A 19,733-nucleotide genomic window follows, 5' to 3' on the forward strand; every position below is an offset into this window, starting at 1 on the left:
CCACGCCCCGTTCGGCCCCGGCGCGCTGGTCGGGCGCCCCGACTGGCTCGACGCCGCCGACCCCTCCCTCGCCGGCGGGGGTGCCAGCGCGGCCGTCACCGCCGACGGCACCGAGTGGACCTCCGGCGCGGCCCGGCACGAGGGCGGCAGCCCGAACGTCCTCGGCGCCGTCGCGCTCGCCGCCGCCTGCGCCGCGCTCCGACAGCACCGCGCGGCGGTCGAGGAGCACGAGCGGCGCCTCGGCGCGCGCCTGCTCGCCGGCCTGCGCGGCATCCCCGGGGTGCAGGTCCACTCGCTGTTCGGGGACGACCACGACCGGGTGCCGGTCGCCGCGTTCACCGTCGAGGGGTTGGACAGCCACCTCGTCGCCTCCGCGCTGAGCGCCGAGCACGGCATCGGGGTGCGGGCGGGCAGGTTCTGCGCCCACCCGCTCGTCGACCACCTCCTGGGACGCGACCGGGTGGCCGGCACCGCCGGCGACACCGCGGTGCGGGCGAGCGCCGGCATCGCGACGACCGAGGAGCACCTCGAGCGGTTCCTCGCCGCGGTGGCCGACCTCGCGTCGCACGGCCCGGTGCTGCGCTACGTCGAGCACCCGGCGCGCGGCTGGGAGCCGGTCGAGGACGCCCGCGTCCTCGACGTCGCGCTGCCCTGGTGACGGGCCGGGCCGGCTGGGCGGGTCGGGTGGGCCGGACGGCTCAGCGGCGCACGAGGTGCAGCGCCCGCCGCGGGCAGGCGGTGACCGCCTCCCGGGCCAGGGTCAGCTCGTCCTCGGGCACCGGGCCGAGGACGAGCGGGTAGCCCCACTCGTCGAGGACGATCCGCTCCGGCAGCAGCTCCGCGCACAGGCCGCGGGCCCGGCAGTCCGGCCAGTCGACCCGCAGCGCGTGCGTCGGCTCCGGGGCTCCCGCCGCGGCGCTCACGCGACCCTCGCCGGGAAGGTCGTCGCGCACCCGCAGGAGTGCGCCAAGTGGTCCTCGACCTTGTCGGCGAGTGCCGTGAGGAGCGTCCGCACCAGCCGGGAGGTGCCGTCGGGATGGGCGCACGCGCCCCGGCCGGTGACGAGGCCGGTCAGCTCCTCGACCCGGCGCCGGGTGTCGGCCCCCTCGGCGAGGCCGCGGACCTCCTCGGCGAGCGCCGGCAGCCCGTTGCGGCACGGGCCGCACCGGCCGGCGGTCTCGTCGGCCAGGTAGGTGGTCCACTGCGCCGTCCGCGCGACCGGGCACGACCCGTCGGCGAGCGAGACGACCGCGCCGGCCCCGAGCGCGGCGCCGAGGGAGCGGAGGTGGGGCTGGGACCACGTGAGCCGGGCCGCGTCGCGCGGGTGCAGCCACGAGCCGTGGAAGCCGCCGACGAGCAGCGGCGCCGCGAGCACCGAGGGGTCGAGGACGTCGGCCGCCGCAGAGCCGTGCTCGACCTCGACGACGGTCGCGAGGTCGATCCGGCCACGCCGGTCGGCGGGCCGGGTGAGGGTGAGCAGCATGGTCCCGGGCTCCTCGGTCGTGCCGTACCGGGCGTACTCGTCGGCGCCGAGGAGGGCCAGTAGGCCGAGGTGGGCCCACGACTCCGCGTTGGACAGCAGCGTCGGACGGCCCTTGTGGCCGTCGACCGCCTCGGGGGCCCAGGCGGTCACCGGCAGGCCCGGGCGGCCGGCCATCAGCTCGAGGACGGCCCGGGCCTGGCCCGACACGAACCGGCCCTCCGCGACGTGGGTCGTCCAGGCGATCCGCCCGTCGCCGCGCTCGGCGACCGCCGAGGCGACCGCGCGCCCGACGAGGGGCCGGTCCTCGGAGGTGACGACGTGCACCCGGCGCGCGCCGAGGGCCCGGGCGGCCAGCTCGGCGCCGTCGAGGACGAGGTGGGGCGCGACGCCCAGCAGCGCCTCGTCCTTGGCGCTGGCGGGCTCGCCCTCGGCGGCGTTGACGACGACGACCGGGCGGCGGGAGGGGCGCAGCCCGCGGCCCTGTGCGACGGTGCGGATCTTCCGGCCCAGCGGGAAGCCGGCCCCACCGCGCCCGCGCACGGCGCCGGACTCCGCGAGCTCGACGAGGCCGGCCAGCTCGACGCGCGGCAGGTCGCCGAGCCGGGCGCGGTGGGCGCGCAGCGACGGACCGTCGTCGACGCCGGCGAGGAGCAGCGGGCCCGGGCGGACCTCGACCCGCGCGGGCGGGCGGATGGTCACCGGCCACCCCCGTCGGGGACGAGCTGCCGGGCGTGGGCGGCGGCATGGCCGCCCCGGCCGCCGGAGCCTTCGGTCCGGCCCGAGCGCGAGCGGCCGACGAGGACCGCGACGACGCGCGCGAGGGCGGCGAGCGCCACGGCGCCGACGCACGCGGCGGTGATGACGAGCGACCACCCGACCCGGGAGTCGGTGCCGATGCCGAACCCGTGGACCACGCCGGCGGCCCAGGCGCCGTACGTCGTGAGGTGGACGAGGAACCAGAGCCGGTGCGGGAGCCGGGTGCGGGCCAGCGAGGTGGCGACGACGACCGCGGTGAGGTCGAGCGCGACGGTCCCGAGCGCCAGCCAGAAGGGCTGGTAGGTCGCCCCGAACGGCACGACTGCCTGCCACCAGCGGATGTCGACGAACTCGTCGACGACGGCGAGGACCGCGTGCGCGGCGAGGAGGAGGACCGACACCGCCGCCAGCCCGCGGTGCAGGCCCTGGGTGACGAAGCGCGGCCACCACGGCGTGACCGAGCGTCCCGTGGCGAGCACCCCGAGGACGACGGTCAGGGTGAACACGACGACGAGGACGATGCCGGTGCCGCGGTTGAGGTACCAGAGCAGGGGCGAGGTCATCGGGGGTCCTCCGGGAGGGTGAGGGTCCAGGCGGGGGTGGTCGCGACGCGGCCGTCGTGCGCGACGAGCCGGGCGGCGACGCCACGGTCGGTGAGCCAGCCGAGGGCCTGCTCGCCGAGGACCACGGCGGCGGTCGAGGCGGTGTTCGCGGCGGCCGCCGTGTGGCCGAGCGCGGTGACGGTGCGCCACGGGCCGTCGGCCGGGGAGCCGGTGCGCGGGTCCAGCAGGTGGTGCCACTGGCGCCCGCCGCGACGCCAGCGCCGGGCCGAGACGCTCGAGGTCGCGAAACCGCCGGCCCCGACGGTGACCGTGGTCGTCGCACCGCCGGCCTCGAGGTCGGCGAGGTTGTGCCCGAGGCGCACCGGCTGGGGCGGCACCGGCCGCCCGGTCGGCCCGGCGACGCGCAGGTCACCGCCGATGCTCACGAGGACGGGGACCCCGAGCTCCTCGACGACGGTGAGCGCGGCGAGGTCGGCGGCGTAGGCCTTGCCCGTCGCGCCGAAGTCGAGGGAGGCGCCGGGGGGCACGGTGACCGTCGAGTCGTCGACGTGGACCTCGCGCCACGAGCCGGGCGCCGACGGCAGGGCGGCGGGGGAGGGGTCGTCGCTCGGGACGAGGGCGTAGGTGCGGTCGTAGCCCGCGCCGACGAGGACCTCGCCGAGGGTCGGGTCGACGATGCCGTCGGTCTCGCGGGCCGCCTCGAGGGCGACCCGGACGGCCCCGACGAGCAGCGGCGAGACGAGGACCGGCCGACCGGGCGAGGCGTTGACGAGCGCGAGCTCGCTGTCCGGCCGGAACCGGCTGAGCGCGACGTCGACCTCGTCGACGACGGCGGCCACGAGGTCGACGGCGTCGGTGAGCGCCTCCGGGGTCGTGCGGACGTCGACGTAGGTGCCGATGGCCCGCCACGAGGCGGCTCCGTGCTCCGGGTGGAGGGTCACGCCGTCCGGAGCGGCCACCGAGGTCATGACCCGGTGCTGGGCGGCGGCGGGGGGGGGGGGGGGGGGGGGGGGGCGCTCACGGAGGTGCCGCCGGCGTTCCCGTCGCCGGTCGACCCGCCACCGGAGGAGGTTCCGCCGCCCGAGGAGCTGCCGCCCCCGGAGGAGGAGCCGCCGCCGACCCTCGCCGCGCCGCCGCCCGAGGCGGTGACGATGACGCTCCTGGCGACGACCCGCTTGGTCTTGCGGGCCTTCTGGACGACCACGGGGTGCGCCTTGGCCCAGGCCACGAGCTGGTCGTGGTACTCCTTCGCGGCCTTCGCGTCGGCCTCGGCCTTCGCCTGTGCCTTGACGGCGTCGTGGTGCGCGGTCTCCCGCGCCACGGCGGCGGTCGCGGCACCGGTCGCCGCGACCGCCGACGCTGCGAGCGCGCCGCTGAGCACCGTCAGGAGGGCGCGCGACCGGTCGCGTTGTCCTCGGCTGAGCAGGGATTTCACCGAAGTTCTCCTGAAGTGGTCGGCGGGGGCAGAGGGTCTCGCGTCCTCCACGATGCGCCGACGAGCCTGAAGGGCACGTCATCGCCGTGTTAAGGGAGCGTCATGGCCGGCCGGGCCCGCTCGTTCCTTAACGCACTCTTAGCGCCGGGACGACCCGGGCTTGACCCGGCGCCCCCGACGATGGTCCTCCTCGAACCCTGCTCCGGAGGTACCCCGTGTCCCTGTCGACGACCATCGCGACCGGCACCCTGCTCGGCGGCCTGCTGGCCGTCGGGGTCTACGCGGCGACCGCGCCGTCCGACCAGGTCGCCGCGACCGTCAAGGTGGCCCCCACGTTCGGCCCGGTGCCGACGCCGACCGTCACCCACCTCGCGCCGTGTGCCGCCCCGGCGAAGCTCGAGCACGGGGTGTGCGTCACGCACGTGCCCGGCCCGACCTTCACCGTGCCCGCCTCGGTCCGGTCCAGCTCGTCGACCTCCGACCGCACGGCGGAGCCGACCCACGGACCGACGTCTCGCCCGGCGGCGACCACGCCGACGACGCGTCCGACGACCGGTGACGACGACGGTGACGACCACGGTGGCGAGGACGACCACGACGGTGACGACGACCACGGTGGGTACGGGGACGACTGACGTCGTCCGGCTCCTCGTGGGCCGGCGGTCAGCCGCGGTCGGTGGTGGGCAGGGCCACCCGGACCAGCAGGCCGCCGAGGTCGGAGCGCCCGAGCTCGACCGTGCCACCGGCCTGCTCCGCGATGCGGTGCACGATGGCCAGCCCGAGCCCGGTCGACCCGCCGGCGCTGTGCCCCCGGCCGCGCCACGGCAGGTCCATCCCGGGGCCGGCGTCCTCGACGACGACCTCGACGTGTCGGCGGTCGGGCTGGGCGACCCGCACCCGGATGTCCGCGCCCTCGGGCGTGTGCGCGAAGACGTTGTCCAGCACCGTGTCGACGAGCTCGCGCAGGTCGGCGTCGGACATCGCGACGGCGGCCGTCGTCGGGTCGCCGGTCAGGTGCAGCCAGCGTCCCTGGTCCTCGGCCAGCGGACCCCAGAAGGCGACGCGGGCGGCGACGACGGGGTAGGGGCTCGTCCGGGGGTCGAGCTCGGAGTCGACGGTGCGCCGGGCCGAGCGCACGACCTCGTCGATGCTGCGCTGCAGGTGGTCGACGTGGCGCCGCAGCCGGTCGGCGACGTCGGGGTCCTCGACGAGGTCGGTGTCGAGGCGCAGCGCCGTCACCGGTGTGCGCAGCCGGTGCCCGAGGTCGGCGACGACCTCGCGCTCGGCTCCGACGAGGTCGTGAATGCGGTCGGCGAGCGCGTTGAGCGCCCGGCCCAGCTCGGCCGTCTCCGGCGGGCCGCCGGGCACCGCACGCGCCGAGTCGTCACCCTCGCGCAGCCGGTGGGCCACGGCGGCGACCTCGGTCACCGGCACGCTGACCCGGCGCCCGAGGTTCCACGCCGCGGCCACGGAGAGCCCGACGAGGACCACCCCGAGGCCGCCGATGGTCAGCCACGCCCTCGGCACGCCGGCGCGCAGCTCGTCGGTCGACACGCTCGAGACGACGACCGCCCGCCCGCTCGGCGTGACCACGGCGACGAGCGCGTCGAGCCCGCCCGGCCGGCTGCTCGTGAAGGCGGAGCCGTCCCGGCGGGCCCGCTCGATGGCCACGAGGGTGCGGGCGTCGAGTGGCGCGTCCCCGCCGATGACGGTGCCGTCCGGCTGCACGACGACGACGTCCGGTCCCTGCGCGCTCGCGTCGCGCACCGTGCGCTGCAGGGCGTCCGTCTCGGCACCCGTCGCCACGATCCGGGCGATCGACTGCGCCTGCTCGCGGGCCCGGGTCGTCGCGCGGTCGGAGGCGATGTTGGCCACGAGGAAGCAGAGCGGGACGACGAACGCCACGACGACGGCCGAGGTCGTCGCCGCGACGAGCCACGCGATCCGGCGGGTCATGGCCGGGGGTCGGGAGCGCCGTCGGGAGCGTCGTCGGCGGAGTCGTCGGCGGGTCCCTCGAGGTCCTCGCTGGGCGCCGCGAGCCGGATGCCGACCCCGCGGATGCTGTGGAGGTATCCCGGATGAGCCGCGCTCTCGCCGAGTTTGCGCCGCAGCCACGACAGGTGGACGTCGACGGTGCGCTCACCGCCGCCGTACGGCTGGTTCCAGACGTCCGCGAGGACCTCGCGCTTGCTGACCACCTCGCCGGCGTGCCGCGCGAGGTACAGCAGCAGGTCGAACTCGCGGCGGGAGAGGTCGAGCGCCTCGCCGCGCAGCGTGGCCTCGCGCGACGCCGGGTCGATGGCCAGCTCGCCGATCTCGAGGGCCTGGCTGCCGCCGTCGCCGCTGGTGCGGCGCAGCACCGCGCGCATCCGGGCCTCGAGCTGGTCCATCCCGAACGGCTTGACGACGTAGTCGTCGGCGCCGGCGTCGAGGGCCTTGACGACCGAGGGGTCGTCGTCGCGGGCGGTGACGACGATGACCGGCGTCTGGCGGACCGCGCGCAGCATGCTCAGCAGGCTGTGGCCGTCGAGGTCGGGCAGGCCCAGGTCGAGCAGGACGACGTCGGGGGAGTCGTCGAGGGCCTGCTGGAGGCCGTCCAGGCCGGCGCGGGCGCTCGAGACCGCGTGCCCCCGGTCGGTGAGGGAACGGACGAGGGCGGACCGGATCGCCGGGTCGTCCTCGATGACGAGCACGTGTGCCACAGTGGGCACGGTAGAGCAGGGACGGGGTGACGCGCGTGGACACCACACGGCGCCGGGTCGTGGCGATGGTCACCGGATGGGTGGTCGTCGTCCTCGTCGTCGGTGGGCTGACCTTCGCGGTCGTCTCGCGGGCGGGCAGCGAGGTCGGCCAGGTGTCGGCCCTGCGCACGGCGGCCACCGACGGCCCGGACGACGCGTCCACGTCCGGCTCCTCGACGAGCCCGGGCACGACCCACGCCACCCCGACGCCGACGCGCTCGAGCGACGAGCCCGACGACGGGACGAGCAGCCCGCCCGCGACGGCCCCGACGCACAGCCGGACCACGCCACCGGGCACCTCCTCCCCGACGCGCACGACGCGGCCACCGAGCCCGCCGCCCCCGACCAGGCGCACGGCGTCCTTCACGACCGAGGGCGGCACGCTCGTCGCGTCGTGCACCGGCTCGGCCATCCGCCGCGAGTCGATCACGGTGCGGTACGGCTGGCGGGTCGAGGAGGAGGTCGGCCGCACCCGGCTGTCGGTGCACTTCAAGCGCACCTCGGGTGGCGACGGCGACCGTGAGGGGGCCGCGGTCGCCTCCGACGGCGACGGAGAGGTCGAGCTGACGGTCGCCTGCGTCCAGGGCGTGCCGACCCGCACGTCGCACTAGCCTGCGGTGGTGACCACCGCGATCGTCACCGACTCGACGGCCTACCTCCCTGCGGAGGACCTCGACGGGCTGCCGGTGCACGTCGTGCCGCTGCACGTCGTCGTCGGGGGACGCGAGCACCGCGAGGGGGTCGACGTCGGGGCGGCGGAGGTCGCCGCGGCGCTGCGCTCGTTCACGCCGGTGTCCACGTCGCGGCCGGCGCCGGCGGCGTTCCTCGAGGCCTACGAGGCGGCGGCCCGTGACGGCGCCGACGGGATCGTGTCGGTGCACATCTCCGGCGAGCTGTCGAGCACCGTCGCCGGCGCCGAGCTCGCGGCCGCCGAGTCGCCGGTGCCGGTCCGGGTCCTCGACTCGCGGGCGCTCGGGATGGTCATGGGCGAGGCGGTCCTCGCCGGGGCCCGGGCGGCGCGCGACGGCGCGGGCCTCGACGAGGTCGAGGCACTGGTCCGCGCCACGTGTGCCGGGGCGAGCGTCGTCTTCTACGTCGACACCCTCGAGTACCTGCGCCGCGGAGGCCGCATCGGACGGGCGGGCGCGCTCGTCGGGTCGGCGCTGTCCATCAAGCCGATCCTCGGGCTGCGCGAAGGGCACATCGTCCCGCTCGAGCGGGTCCGCACCTCGAGCCGGGCCATCGCTCGGCTCGAGGAGATCGCGGTGGAGGCGGTCGAGTCGGCCCTCGCCGACGGCGCGCCCGGGGTCGACGTCGCCGTGCACCACCTCGACTCCGCCGAGCGGGCCGACCGGCTCGCCGAGCGGCTCGGGTCGCGGCTGACCGGGTCGGCGGTGCGGGTCGTGGAGCTCGGCGCCGTCGTCGGAGCGCACGTCGGTCCGGGCACCCTCGCCGTGGCCGTCGTGCCGCGGGTCGCCCGGTGACGCGGTGACCCGGTGACCGTCGGCGGCGCGCTCGGGCTGCTCGTGGTGGCCGTCGTGGCCTTCCTCGTCGGTGCGGTCAACCCCGCGACGCTCGTCGCCCGGGCCCTCGGGGTCGACCTGCGCGGTGCCGGCTCGGGCAACCCGGGCGCGACGAACGCCGGCCGGGTGCTGGGCCGGAAGTGGGGCGTCCTCGTCCTCGTCCTCGACGTGGCCAAGGCGTACCTGCCGACGCTGCTCGCCCTCTGGCGGTTCGGGCTGTGGGCGGCGCTCGTCGCGGGGCTGGCGGTGGTCCTCGGACACGTCTTCAGTCCTTTCCTCCGCGGGCACGGCGGCAAGGGCGTGGCCTGCGCGCTCGGCGCGATCCTCGCCGTCGCGCCGCTCGTCGCCCTCGTCGCGCTCGTCGTCTTCGGTGTCGCGGTGTCGGTCGTCCGCTTCGTCGGCGAGGCGTCGGTCGTCGTCACGCTCGTCCTCGTCGGCATCGGGGCGCTGGGGCTCGGCGGGTGGCTGCCGGTCGTCGGTCGGCCGGTGGGTGGATGGCTCGTCGTCCTCGCCCTCGTCGTCCTCTCCCGGCACCGGCGCAACGTCGTCGCCTGGTGGGGGCGGCACCGCAGGGCCTGAGGTCCTCCCGCTGCGGGTGAGTCCCGGGGGCCGGCGAGTCCCGGGGCCGGGGCGTCGTCCACAGGGCGGTCGGGGCGGGGTGGCCGTCCACAGATCGCCGGGGGCAGCGGCCGGTGGCGGGTCGGGGTCCCTAGCGTCACGACATGCGCGAGCGACCCGACCCCGCCGCCGTCTCCCCCCGGGCGATGGCGTGGCTGCGCTCGTCCGCGCGCGGCCGGGTCACGGCGGGCGGATGGCTCCCGTCGCGCCCGTCCGGCACGTCGCCCCCGGAGCTGCCGCAGGCCCGGGACGAGGAGGTGCCGGAGCGGCGGCGGGCGGCCCGGGGACGGGGACGGGCGCGGGAGCGTCGGGACCGGCCGTGGGCCCGGCTCCGGGGCTTCGCGCGGCTGCCCGCGACGCTGTCGGGCGCCCGCTGGCAGCCCGGCCGGTCCGCCGTGCTCGGCGTGCTCGTCGTCGTGGTGCTCGCCGTGCTCGTCCTCGGCCTGCGCGTCGCCCGGGCGGGCTCCGGGCACGGCGACGTCGTCGCGCCGGGCAGCCGCGACGGCCCCGTGGGGGTCTCCGCCGGGGCGGTGTCGGTCGGTGTGCCGCAGGGCGGTCCGTCCGCCGGGGCGTCCGATCCCGGTGTCGGTGCGTCGCCCACCCCGAGCGTCGGGGCGAGCGGCTCGGCGGTGCTCGTCGTCCACGTGGTCGGCCGGGTCCGGCACCCGGGCGTCCTCCGCCTTCCCGTCGGGTCGCGGGTCGCCGACGCCGTCGCGGCCGCGGGCGGGGCGTCGCCGGGCGCTGACGTCGCCGCGCTCAACCTCGCCCGGCTGCTCGTCGACGGCGAGCAGGTCCGGGTGCCCGCACCGGGGGAGGTCGTCCCCCGGCCTGGCGGCGGGGTGGCCGCCTCGGGCGGCGCCGGGGGTCCCGGGGGTTCCGGCGATCCGGCTGGGGGCGGCCAGATCTCGCTGAGCACGGCCGACGTCGCCACCCTCGACACCCTGCCCGGCATCGGCCCGGTTCTCGCGCAGCGCATCGTCGACTGGCGCACCGCGAACGGCCGGTTCACGAGCGTCGACGAGCTGGGGGAGGTGAGCGGAATCGGCGAGAAGCTCCTCGCACAGGTCCGGCCGCTCGTCGTGCCGTGAGCCACCCGTCGGCGTTGCTCCAGCGGGCCGGCGACGCGCTGCCCGCGGAGGGCGGCGACCTCCGCCTGCTCGCTCCCGCCGTCCTCGCCTGGGCGCTCGCCGCCGCCACGCTCGGCTGGGGATGGCCCGCCCGGCTGGCGGTCGTCGGCGGGCTCGCGGCCGTCGCGGTCGTCCTCCGCTCGGTGGCCCGGCGCCGCCCGGACGGGTCGGCGGCCCGCTGGCATTGGCCGGTCGTCCTCGGTCTCCTGCTCGTCACCCTGCTCCAGGCGGCAGCCGTGGCCGGCACGGTGCTGCGCGAGCAGGGCGGCGTCCGCGACCTCGCCGAGCGGCGCGCCGCCGTCACCGCCGACGTGCTCGTCACCGGCGAGCCGATCCGCGTCGCCGCCCAGGACCGCCCCGACCGCGTGCTGCGGACGGGCACGGTCCAGCTGCTCACCGGCCGCGGGCGCACCACCACGACGTCGGCCCCGGTGCTGCTCACCGGTGGCCCCGACCTCTCCGCTCCGGCGTGGCACGCGACGATCCGGGTCCACGGGCGGCTCGGCCCGCTCGACCCCGCCGACGACCGGGTCGCCACGCTCACCGTCTCCGGCACCCCCGAGGTGCTCGCCCCGCCCGGTGTCGTGGCGCGGGGTGCGGAGCGGCTGCGTGCGGGGCTGCGCGACGCCGTCGACGCCGCGCCGGCCGACGCCCGCGGCCTCCTCCCGGGGCTCGTCATCGGTGACACCAGCCGCACCCCGCCCGACCTCACCGAGGCGATGCGGGCCACCGGGATGACCCACCTCACCGCGGTCTCGGGCTCGAACGTCGCCGTCGTCGTCGGGATGGTCCTCGGCCTGTCCGCGGTGCTCGGGGTGCCCCGGCGGCTGCGGCCGCTCCTCGCCGGCCTCGCGCTCGCCGGGTTCGTCGTCCTGGCCCGCCCCGAACCGAGCGTCGTGCGGGCGGCGGCGATGGGGGCCATCGGCCTGCTCGGGCTGAGCGGCTCGCGCCGCTCGGCCGGGCTGCCGGTGCTGGCCGGCGCGGTCGTCGTCGTCCTCACCGCCGACCCGTGGCTCGCCCGCTCCTACGGCTTCGTCCTCTCGACGCTCGCCACGCTCGGGCTGCTCCTCTTCACCCGGCCCTGGGGTGAGGCCGTCGGCGCCCGGCTGCCCCGCCGGCTCGCACCGCTGGGCCCGGCCCTCGCCGTCCCGGTGGCGGCGCAGGTCACGACGGCGCCGGTCATCGTCCTGCTCCAGGGCTCGGTGAGCCTCGTCGGGGTGGTGGCCAACCTCCTCGCGGCGCCGCTCGTGCCGCCGGCCACGGTGGCCGGCGTGGCCGCCTCGCTCGTCTCGCTCGTGTGGGGCCGCGGCGCCGAGCTCGTCGCGTGGGTGGGCGTCGTGCCGACGTCGCTCATCGCCCGGGTCGCCCGGCTCGGGGCGCAGGTGCCGGGCGGGACGCTGCCGTGGCCCGACGGCCCACCCGGGGCCCTCCTCCTCGCCGCGCTGCTCCTCCTCGTCGTGCTCACCGGCCGGGCGCTCGTCACGGGCGTGGGCCGTCACCCCGTCGTCGCGTTCGGCGTCGTCGCGCTCACCGGGGCGCTCCTCCTGCCGACCCGCGTCGTCACCTGGCCGCCCGACGGCTGGCGGGTCGTCGTCTGCGACCTCGGCCAGGGGGACGCCGTCGTCCTGCGCTCCGGGCCGGGTCGCGCCGTGCTCGTCGACACCGGCCCCGACCCGCCGCTCGTCGACGGCTGCCTCGACCGGCTCGGGGTGCGCACCCTCGACGCGGTCGTCCTCACCCACTTCCACGCCGACCACGTCGACGGGCTGCCGGGCGCGCTCCGCGGCCGCACGGTGCGCGAGCTGCTCGTCTGCCCGGTCCGCGAGCCCGCGGCCGCCGCCGCGACGGTCGACCGAGAGGCCCGGGCCGCCGGTGTGCCCGTCGTCGCCCTGCACGCCGGCGACCGGCTCACCCTCGGCGAGCTCGACGCCGTCGTGTGGAGCCCGTGGCGCCGCATCGGGGAGGGCTCGGTCCCGAACAACGCCAGCGTCGTCCTCGCCGCGCGCACCGGCGACGTCGACGCCCTGCTCCTCGGCGACGTCGAGCGCGAGGCCGCCCACGACCTCCTGCTCCGGCTGCGCCGCGACCCGGGGATGTCGGTCGCGGCGCACGGGTTCGAGCTCGTCAAGACCCCGCACCACGGCAGCGCCAACCTCGACCCCGACCTGATGGCCGCGGTCCGGGCGCCGGTCGGCGTCATCAGCGTGGGGAAGGACAACGACTACGGGCACCCGTCGCCGCAGCACCTCGCCCTGCTGCACCGGCTCGGCTACGCCGTCTACCGCACCGACCAGCGGGGCGACGTCGCGCTCGTCGAGGACGCCCGTGGTACCCGGGTGGTGACGAGCCGGTGACCGGAGGACGGTCCGCGCGAACCCTGCTCAGATCGAGAAGGAGGGCTCCGGCTGTCGGGTCGTCGGCGCGGTCGACTGCGCGTCGGCGCTCTCGGCGAGGGCGTCGAGGGTCGCGCGCACCGCCGGCACCCGGCCGAGGTCCGGGGTGGTCAGCGCGGTGATGGTGCGGCGGGAGGCCGGCAGCATCGGCAGCGCGACGACGTCGTCGTGGTGCACGGTGCGCAGGATGAGGTCGGGGATGAGCGCCACCCCGAGCCCCTCGGCGACGAGACCCAGGACGGCGACGTAGTCCTCGGTCTCGTAGGCGACGTCCGGGCGGAACCCGGCGGCGTCCGCGAGCTGCACGAGGTGGCCGCGGCACCGGGGACAGCCGGCGATCCACGGCTCGCCCGCGAGGTCGGCGAGCTGCACGGTGTCGCGCTCGGCGGCCGGGTGCGAGCGGGGGAGGGCCAGGCGCACCTCGTCCTCGAGGAGCGGGGTGATGACGAACTGGTCGAGGTCCTCCTCGCCGCGGGCCACGTCGGTGCCCTCGTAGGAGAACGCGACGGCGAGGTCGCACTCGCCGGCCCGCAGCGCCGCGATGCTCTCCGGCGGCTCGGCCTCGGTGAACGAGATGCTCACGTCGGGGAAGCGCTGCTTGACGAGCGACAGCGCGCGCGGAACGAGGGTGGCCGACGCCGACGGGAAGGCCATGAGGCGGACCCGGCCGCTGCGCAGCCCGGCGATCGCGGCGACCTCCTCCTCGGCGGCGTCGAGCGCCGCGAGGACCGGGCCGGCGTGGCGCGCGAGCACGAGGCCGGCCTCCGTGAGCCGGACGTTGCGCCCGACCCGCTCGACGAGCACCGTGCCGGTGCGCTGCTCGAGGCGACGGACCATCTGCGAGATGGCCGGCTGGGTGTACCCGAGGGAGGCGGCGGCCGCGGTGAAGCTGCCCTCGTCGGCGATCGCCCGCATCACGCGCAGGCCGGCGGCGTCGATCATGGGCACCATCCTATAAGCCCGTGTTATCGAGGGCCGGCGATGTGCAACACCGCGTCATCGGGCTCGGTGGGCCACGCACCCGGCGGTGGTGTTGGTGGGTCGGGGGATACTGGGACGGTGACGGAGGTCCCCACCACGCCCGCCGCGTCGGCGCCGCGCCTCGCCGCCCGCGACGCCGTGGGGCAGACCCCGCCGTGGGCGACCCGCGAGCTGCCCGCCGAGACCCGCGACCCCGGCGCCGTCGACCGGCTCGCGGCCCTCCTCCGCGAGCACCCCGGCACCCTCGTCCTCACCGGCGCCGGCATGTCCACCGACTCCGGCATCCCCGACTACCGCGGCCGCGACGGCACCCGCCGGGTGATGCCGATGCAGCACGGCGAGTTCTGCGCCTCGAGCGAGAACCGGCAGAGGTACTGGGCGCGCTCCTTCGTCGGCTGGCAGCGCTTCAGCCGGGCCGAGCCCAACGCCGGCCACCACGCGGTCGCGGCCCTCCAGGACGCCGGCCTCCTCGGCCCGGTCGTCACCCAGAACGTCGACGGCCTGCACCAGGCGGCCGGCTCGCGCGAGGTCACCGAGCTGCACGGCACGCTCGCCGAGGTCGTCTGCCTCACCTGCGGCGACCGGTCCGGCCGCGAGGAGCTCCAGGCCCGGATGGCCGCCGCCAACCCGGGCTTCGGGGCCCGGGTGCGCGGCGAGGCGCCGGACGGCTCGCGGGTCAGCAGCCAGATCCGCCCGGACGGCGACGTCGTCTTGCCCGACGACGCCGTCTCCGGCTTCCGGCTGCCGCTCTGCCTCGGCTGCGGCGCGGACACCCTCAAGCCCGACGTCGTGTTCTTCGGCGGCGCGGTGCCGCGCGAGCGGGTCGAGGCCTGCTTCGCGCTCACCGACGCCGCGCCGGCCCTCCTCGTCCTCGGTTCGTCGCTCGCCGTGATGTCCGGGCTCCGCTTCGTCCGGCACGCCGCGCGGCGGGGCATCCCGGTCATGGCCGTCACCCGGGGCCCGACCCGCGGCGACGAGCACATGACCCTGCGGGTCGACGCGCCGCTCGCCCCCACGCTCGAACGCCTCGTCCGGCACGGGGCCGCGGCGTGAGCGACGTCGAGATCCGTTCCGCCACAACGGCGGACCTGGCGGGGATGGCGGCCATCTACAACGACGCCGTCGCCCGCACGGTCGCCACCTTCGACGTCGAGCCACGCCCCGACGACCACTACGCCGACCGCCTCGCCTCCACCCGCCGCGGCGACCACGTCCTCGTCGCCGTCGACGCCGAGCACCGCGTCGTCGGCTACGCGTTCTCCGGCACCTACCGGCCACGCACCGCCTACGACGGCACCCGCGAGGTGTCGGTCTACCTCGCCGAGCACGCCCGCGGCCGCGGCCTGGGGCGCCGGCTCTACGACGAGCTGCTCGCCCGGGTCGACGCCGACGGCATCCACACGTGCGTCGCCGTCATCGCCCAGCCCAACCCGGCGAGCGAGGCGCTCCACCGGGCGCTCGGCTTCGAGCACGTCGGCACCCTGCGCGAGGTCGGTCACAAGTTCGGTCACTGGGTCGACACCGCGTTCTGGCAGCGGCTGCGCCCGGAGCCCACCTGACGTCGGACGGTCCCCGCGGCGCTCACTCGGGGCGCACGTCGTGGATCGGCTCCTTGGGCAGCCGCTTGACCTTGCGGGTCCGACGCCGGCGGCTCGGGATCATCGAGCGCATCTCCTCGAGATTGCCGAAGCAGAGCAGCCGGTCGCCGGCCTCGAGGACGTGGTGGCTGTTCGGGTTCGGGATGACCGTCGTCCCCCGGTGCAGCGTGAGCGCCGTGATGTCGCGCTCCCGAAGCCCGCTGTCGCCCAACGACTTCCCGACGAGGTCGGACGCCTCGTGCACTGCGATCTCGGCGACGCCGTAGCCCGTCGAGACGGTGAGCCGCTGCCGCACGTCGATCTCGGGGAACGCGACCTGGTTGTCGATGTGGTCGATGATCGCGCCGGCGACGTCGAGCTTCGTGGCCGTCTCGATGCCCTCGAGCCCGGGGGAGGAGTTGACCTCCATCACGAGCGGACCGTCGGCCCCCTCGAGCATGTCGACGCCGGCGACCCGCAGCCCCATGATCTGCGCCGAGCGCACCGCCGCCCGCTCGAACTCCGGCTCGAGCTCGACCGGCTCGACCGAGCCGCCGCGGTGCACGTTGGACCGGAACTCCTCACCCTTGGCGACGCGCCGCATCGCCGCGACCACGCGGTCGCCGACGACGAGCGCCCGGATGTCCCGGCCCCTGCTCTCCTTGACGAAGTGCTGGATCAGCACGTTCTGGCGGGTCGACTGGAGCGTCTCGATGATCGCCTCGGCGACCTTGAGCTCCGGGGCGAGGATCACCCCGATGCCCTGGGTGCCCTCGAGCAGCTTGATGACGACCGGTGCCCCGCCGACCCGCTCGATGGCGGGGACGAGGTCGGCCCGGTTGCGCACGAAGGTCGTCGCCGGCATCCCGATGTTGTGCCGGGAGAGGATCTGGGTGGCGCGCAGCTTGTCCCGCGAGTTCGCGATGCCCCACGAGGTGTTCGGCGTGTAGACGTCCATCTGCTCGAACTGGCGCACCACGGCGGTGCCGAAGTAGGTGATGGAGTTGCCGATCCGCGGCAGGATGGCGTCGTAGCTCGAGAGCCGCTTGCCCCGGAACTGCAGGTCCGGCTCGTCCCCGGAGAGGTCGATCCCGAACCGGAGGGTGTTGAGGACCTTGACCTGGTGACCCCGGTCGAGGGCGGCGGTGCGCAGGCGCTGCGTACTGTACGAGCGAGGCGCGCGGGAGAGGATCGCGAGCTTCATGGTTCCCCGGCGGGAGAGGACGGATGACGGACAGCCATTCCTACACCCTCGCAGGTTGGCGGGAGTGGGTGAGCCTCCCCGCGCTGGGCGTTCCCTGGGTCAAGGCCAAGCTCGACACCGGCGCCCGGTCCTCGGCGGTCCACGCCTTCGACCTCGAGGACCTCGAGCGCGACGGCCGGCGCTGGGCCCGCTTCAGCATCCACCCGTGGCAGCGCTCGTCCGCCGACGCGGTGCAGTGCGAGTGCCCGGTCCTCGACGTCCGTGGGGTGCGCTCGTCCTCCGGCCACGCCGAGGAGCGGCTCGTCGTCGCGATGGACCTCGTCCTGATGGGTCGCGAGGTCGCCGCGGAGGTGACGCTGGCCCGCCGCGACGAGATGGGCTTCCGGATGCTCGTCGGCCGCGAGGCGCTGCGCCAGGGCTTCGCCGTCGACCCCGGCCGTTCCTACCTCGGCGGCCGGCCGCCGCTCGCGATGCGCCGCCGCAACCGGGGGAAGGGCTGATGGCGCCACGACGCACCCTCCGGCCGTCGTTCGAGATCGGGCACGTCCGGGTGCGGGCCGGCCGCACGCAGTCGGTGTCGCTGCCGATCACCCGGCTCGTCACCGGGGCCGACGTCGAGCTGCCGGTCCGGGTGGTCCACGGCCGCGAGGAGGGCCCGACGGTGTGGGTCGACGCCGCCATCCACGGCGACGAGGCGGTCGGCGTCGAGGTGGTGCGCCAGGTCGTCGCCGGGCTCGACCCGAAGACGTTGCGCGGCACCGTGATCGCCGTGCCGATCGTCAACGTCCTCGGGTTCTCCGTCGGTGAGCGCTACCTCCCGGACCGCCGCGACCTCAACCGATCCTTCCCCGGCTCGCCGCGTGGTTCGCTCGCCGCCCGCATCGCCCACCTGTTCATGACCGAGGTCGTCGACCAGTGCGAGGTCGGCATCGACCTGCACACCGGCTCGGACCGGCGCACCAACCTGCCGCAGGTGCGCGCCGACCTCGAGGACCCGCGCACCCGTTCCCTCGCCGAGGCGTTCGCGGCCCCGGTGATGCTCAACTCCCGGCTGCGCGACGGGTCGCTGCGGCACGCCGCCCGGGAGCGCGGCGCGACCGTGCTGCTGTACGAGGCGGGCGAGGCCTGGCGGATGGACCGGTGGGCCGTCGACGCCGGCGTGCTCGGGGTGCGCCGCGTGCTGGCAGCCCTGGGGATGACCGACCCCGTCGCCGAGGACCCGCCGCCGCCGTCGGCCGTCTCGTTCCGCAGCGGCTGGGTGCGCGCCCGGGGGACCGGGATGCTGCACCTCGAGGTGGCGCTCGGCGACCGGGTCGTCCGGGGGGCGCGGCTCGGCGGCCTGTTCGACTCGCTCGGCAAGCGGGTACGCCTGGTGCACGCCGACCGCTCCGGCATCGTCGTCGGGCGCACCGAGGCGCCGCTGGTCAACTCCGGGGACGCGGTCGTCCACATCGCCGAGGTCGAGGAACCCGAGCCCCGGAGCTGACCCCGCAGGGCGGTCCTGCGAAGCCCCGGGCCGTCGTGCCCTGGCGAGCCTGCCTCGGCGCCCCGATCGTGACGTGCCGTGCTGATCCTGCCGTGCCGTGCCGATCGTGCCTCGCCGCCCCGATCGTGCCTCGCCGCCCCGATAGTGCCTCGCCGCCCCGTCCTGGCACGTCGGCCGGGCGAGATCGCCGCGGCGACGTGATGTCGGGCACGCCGGACGGCGTCAGCCGGCGGGACGCACGAGCCCCGACTCGTAGGCGACGACGACCGCCTGCACCCGGTCGCGCACACCGAGCTTCATGAGGACCCTGGCCACGTGGGTCTTGACGGTGTTCTCGGAGACGAAGAGCTCCGCGGCGATCTCTCCGTTCGAGAGCCCGCGCGCCATCATGCGCAGCACCTCGTTCTCCCGCGAGGACAGCTGCTCGAGTCCTCGGGCCGCGCCCGCCGGCGCGCGCGCTGCGAACTCCTCGATGAGCCGCCGGGTGACGCTCGGAGCGAAGAGCGCCCCACCGTCCGCGACGACCCGCACGGCCGTGACGAGCCGCTCCTCGGGCGCGTCCTTGAGGAGGAAGCCGCTCGCGCCGGCGCGCAGCGCGTCGTAGACGACCTCGTCGAGGTCGAAGGTCGTGAGCACGAGCACGCGCGGGGGGTCGGTCATCCTCGTGATGGTCCGGGTGGCCTCGATGCCGTCGACCTCGGGCATCCGCACGTCCATGAGGACGACGTCCGGGTGGTGCTCCCGGGCGGCGAGCATGGCCGCTCGTCCGTCGCCCGCCTCCGCGACGACCTCGAGGTCCGGCTCCGGCGCGAGGATCATTCTCAGCCCGGCGCGCACGAGCGGCTGGTCGTCGGCCAGCAGCACGCGCACGGGAGTCATGCCGGCTCCACGGAGAACGGCAACCGCGCCGCCACCTCGAAGCCGCCACCGGCAACCGGTCCGACCCGTACGTCCCCCCCGACGACGGCGACCCGCTCGCGGATGCCGACGAGGCCGAGGCCGGAACCGGGCTCTCCTTGCCGGCGGGTCCCGGTGTCGCAGACGGTCACGTCGAGCGCGTCCGGGCCGTAGCGCAGCCGCACCTCGGCGCTCGCGTGCTCCGCGTGCTTCAGGACGTTGGTCAGCGCCTCCTGGACGATCCGGTAGGCCGACAGGTCGATCCCCGGCGGTACCGAGGCCGGAGACCCCTCGACCTCGAGCCGGACGGAGAGCCCTGACGAGCGGACCTGCTCCACGAGGGCCTCGAGGTCGGCGAGCCCCGGTTGCGGGGAACGGTCCGTCGTCGGGTCGTCCTCGACGTCCCGCAGGGCCGCGAGGAGCCGGCGCATGTCGCCGAGGGCCGCGGTGTTCGTCTGCTCGATGGCGTCCAGGGCGCCACGGACCTCCGTCTCCTCGACCCGCAGGGACCGGCGCGCGCCCCGTGCCTGGAGGATGCTCACGGAGATGGCGTGGCTCACGACGTCGTGCAGCTCTCGGGCGATGCGGGCCCGCTCCTCGGCCACGGCCCGGCGGGCCGCCTCCGCCTGCTCGGCTTCCAGGCGTCCGTTCTCGGCCTCGAGCTCGGCGACGTGTTCCTCCCGCAGACGCAGGACGAGGCCGGCCAGCCAGGGCATTGCGGTGACCGAGAGGAAGTACGCGACGTCGCCGGTGCTCTCGACCGACGCGGTGCTGTCGCCGAGCAGGAGCAGAAAGGTCATGGTCAGGACGACGAGCGGGGCCGACCACGCGGCGCGGCCCCGCGTCCAGCGGCCGAGGGTCCAGTGGACGAGCAGCCAGGTGAGCAACCAGGTGATGTTGCCGCCGGCGAGGAACGGGGGGTCGATCAGCCCCGTGAGAAGCACCGCGC

The 19,733-nt window shown here is 76.3% G+C and carries 22 protein-coding genes; 11 read left to right on the forward strand and 11 right to left on the reverse strand.

What is annotated here, in order from left to right; translation table 11 throughout:
• A partial coding sequence (locus tag PKA89_RS19070; protein ID WP_324422230.1) for an aminotransferase class V-fold PLP-dependent enzyme occupies positions 1–658 on the forward strand: 658 nt, incomplete at its 5' end.
• A gap of 40 nt (positions 659–698) precedes the next feature.
• Here the strand turns inward: PKA89_RS19070 and PKA89_RS19075 are convergent.
• From PKA89_RS19075 to PKA89_RS19095, 5 genes are read right to left on the reverse strand one after another with little or no spacing between them, the layout of a single operon-like run.
• Positions 699–923, reverse strand: coding sequence for a ferredoxin (locus tag PKA89_RS19075; RefSeq protein WP_324422232.1), 225 nt, complete (start codon positions 921–923; stop codon positions 699–701).
• Positions 920–2,182, reverse strand: a complete 1,263-nt coding sequence (locus PKA89_RS19080) for an NADH-ubiquinone oxidoreductase-F iron-sulfur binding region domain-containing protein (protein WP_324422234.1) — start codon at positions 2,180–2,182, stop codon at positions 920–922. Before PKA89_RS19080 ends, PKA89_RS19075 begins: the two co-directional genes overlap by 4 nt.
• Positions 2,179–2,802: a ferric reductase gene (locus PKA89_RS19085; RefSeq protein ID WP_324422236.1), complete on the reverse strand. Its 624-nt coding sequence runs from the start codon at positions 2,800–2,802 to the stop codon at positions 2,179–2,181. Before PKA89_RS19085 ends, PKA89_RS19080 begins: the two co-directional genes overlap by 4 nt.
• Positions 2,799–3,770, reverse strand: a complete 972-nt coding sequence (locus tag PKA89_RS19090; protein WP_324422238.1) for an FAD:protein FMN transferase — start codon at positions 3,768–3,770, stop codon at positions 2,799–2,801. The genes PKA89_RS19085 and PKA89_RS19090 overlap by 4 nt, the downstream gene beginning before the upstream one ends.
• Positions 3,767–4,237: a hypothetical protein gene (locus PKA89_RS19095; protein ID WP_324422240.1), complete on the reverse strand. Its 471-nt coding sequence runs from the start codon at positions 4,235–4,237 to the stop codon at positions 3,767–3,769. The genes PKA89_RS19090 and PKA89_RS19095 overlap by 4 nt, the downstream gene beginning before the upstream one ends.
• 215 nt (positions 4,238–4,452) lie before the next feature.
• Here PKA89_RS19095 and PKA89_RS19100 point away from each other — a divergent pair, with 215 nt between their 5' ends.
• On the forward strand, positions 4,453–4,872 hold the full coding sequence (locus tag PKA89_RS19100) for a hypothetical protein (RefSeq protein ID WP_324422242.1): 420 nt from the start codon (positions 4,453–4,455) through the stop codon (positions 4,870–4,872).
• A gap of 28 nt (positions 4,873–4,900) precedes the next feature.
• Here PKA89_RS19100 and PKA89_RS19105 read toward each other — a convergent pair whose 3' ends face one another.
• Complete coding sequence (locus tag PKA89_RS19105; protein ID WP_324422244.1) at positions 4,901–6,193, reverse strand: HAMP domain-containing sensor histidine kinase; 1,293 nt, start codon at positions 6,191–6,193, stop codon at positions 4,901–4,903.
• Entirely contained in the window at positions 6,190–6,939 is a 750-nt protein-coding gene (locus PKA89_RS19110) for a response regulator transcription factor (RefSeq protein ID WP_324422246.1), read from the reverse strand. Before PKA89_RS19110 ends, PKA89_RS19105 begins: the two co-directional genes overlap by 4 nt.
• Positions 6,940–6,965: 26 nt before the next feature.
• Here PKA89_RS19110 and PKA89_RS19115 point away from each other — a divergent pair, with 26 nt between their 5' ends.
• The 5 genes from PKA89_RS19115 (at position 6,966) to PKA89_RS19135 (ending at position 12,600) form a co-directional block, all read left to right on the forward strand.
• Positions 6,966–7,589: a hypothetical protein gene (locus PKA89_RS19115; RefSeq protein WP_324422248.1), complete on the forward strand. Its 624-nt coding sequence runs from the start codon at positions 6,966–6,968 to the stop codon at positions 7,587–7,589.
• 9 nt (positions 7,590–7,598) lie between these two features.
• The gene (locus tag PKA89_RS19120) at positions 7,599–8,462 is read left to right on the forward strand and encodes a DegV family protein (protein ID WP_324422250.1); all 864 of its coding nucleotides are present in this window, start codon (positions 7,599–7,601) and stop codon (positions 8,460–8,462) included.
• A 12-nt stretch (positions 8,463–8,474) separates the two neighbouring features.
• Positions 8,475–9,080, forward strand: coding sequence for a glycerol-3-phosphate acyltransferase (locus tag PKA89_RS19125; RefSeq protein ID WP_324422252.1), 606 nt, complete (start codon positions 8,475–8,477; stop codon positions 9,078–9,080).
• A 143-nt stretch (positions 9,081–9,223) separates the two neighbouring features.
• Positions 9,224–10,207, forward strand: a complete 984-nt coding sequence (locus PKA89_RS19130; protein WP_324422254.1) for a helix-hairpin-helix domain-containing protein — start codon at positions 9,224–9,226, stop codon at positions 10,205–10,207.
• Positions 10,204–12,600, forward strand: a complete 2,397-nt coding sequence (locus PKA89_RS19135) for a ComEC/Rec2 family competence protein (RefSeq protein WP_324422256.1) — start codon at positions 10,204–10,206, stop codon at positions 12,598–12,600. Before PKA89_RS19130 ends, PKA89_RS19135 begins: the two co-directional genes overlap by 4 nt.
• Positions 12,601–12,627: 27 nt before the next feature.
• Here PKA89_RS19135 and PKA89_RS19140 read toward each other — a convergent pair whose 3' ends face one another.
• Positions 12,628–13,581: a LysR family transcriptional regulator gene (locus PKA89_RS19140; RefSeq protein ID WP_324422259.1), complete on the reverse strand. Its 954-nt coding sequence runs from the start codon at positions 13,579–13,581 to the stop codon at positions 12,628–12,630.
• 117 nt (positions 13,582–13,698) lie between these two features.
• Between PKA89_RS19140 and PKA89_RS19145 the strand changes: the two genes are divergently transcribed.
• The gene (locus PKA89_RS19145; protein WP_324422261.1) at positions 13,699–14,673 is read left to right on the forward strand and encodes an NAD-dependent protein deacetylase; all 975 of its coding nucleotides are present in this window, start codon (positions 13,699–13,701) and stop codon (positions 14,671–14,673) included.
• Positions 14,670–15,179, forward strand: coding sequence for a GNAT family N-acetyltransferase (locus PKA89_RS19150; protein WP_324422263.1), 510 nt, complete (start codon positions 14,670–14,672; stop codon positions 15,177–15,179). The genes PKA89_RS19145 and PKA89_RS19150 overlap by 4 nt, the downstream gene beginning before the upstream one ends.
• Positions 15,180–15,201: 22 nt before the next feature.
• On the opposite strand, the gene PKA89_RS19155 is transcribed toward PKA89_RS19150, so the two are convergent.
• Positions 15,202–16,401: a RimK family alpha-L-glutamate ligase gene (locus tag PKA89_RS19155; protein WP_324422265.1), complete on the reverse strand. Its 1,200-nt coding sequence runs from the start codon at positions 16,399–16,401 to the stop codon at positions 15,202–15,204.
• Between the two features lie 23 nt (positions 16,402–16,424).
• Here PKA89_RS19155 and PKA89_RS19160 point away from each other — a divergent pair, with 23 nt between their 5' ends.
• Positions 16,425–16,901, forward strand: a complete 477-nt coding sequence (locus tag PKA89_RS19160; RefSeq protein ID WP_324422267.1) for a RimK/LysX family protein — start codon at positions 16,425–16,427, stop codon at positions 16,899–16,901.
• On the forward strand, positions 16,901–17,887 hold the full coding sequence (locus PKA89_RS19165; protein WP_324422269.1) for a succinylglutamate desuccinylase/aspartoacylase family protein: 987 nt from the start codon (positions 16,901–16,903) through the stop codon (positions 17,885–17,887). The genes PKA89_RS19160 and PKA89_RS19165 overlap by 1 nt, the downstream gene beginning before the upstream one ends.
• A 222-nt stretch (positions 17,888–18,109) precedes the next feature.
• Here PKA89_RS19165 and PKA89_RS19170 read toward each other — a convergent pair whose 3' ends face one another.
• Positions 18,110–18,766, reverse strand: coding sequence for a response regulator transcription factor (locus PKA89_RS19170; RefSeq protein ID WP_324422271.1), 657 nt, complete (start codon positions 18,764–18,766; stop codon positions 18,110–18,112).
• Positions 18,763–19,733, reverse strand: a 971-nt coding sequence (locus PKA89_RS19175; RefSeq protein ID WP_324422273.1) for a histidine kinase, incomplete at its 5' end; no start/stop codon positions are given. The genes PKA89_RS19170 and PKA89_RS19175, both read right to left, overlap by 4 nt.

This window comes from Phycicoccus sp. (assembly GCF_035325325.1).
Taxonomy (GTDB): Bacteria; Actinomycetota; Actinomycetes; order Actinomycetales; family Dermatophilaceae; genus Phycicoccus.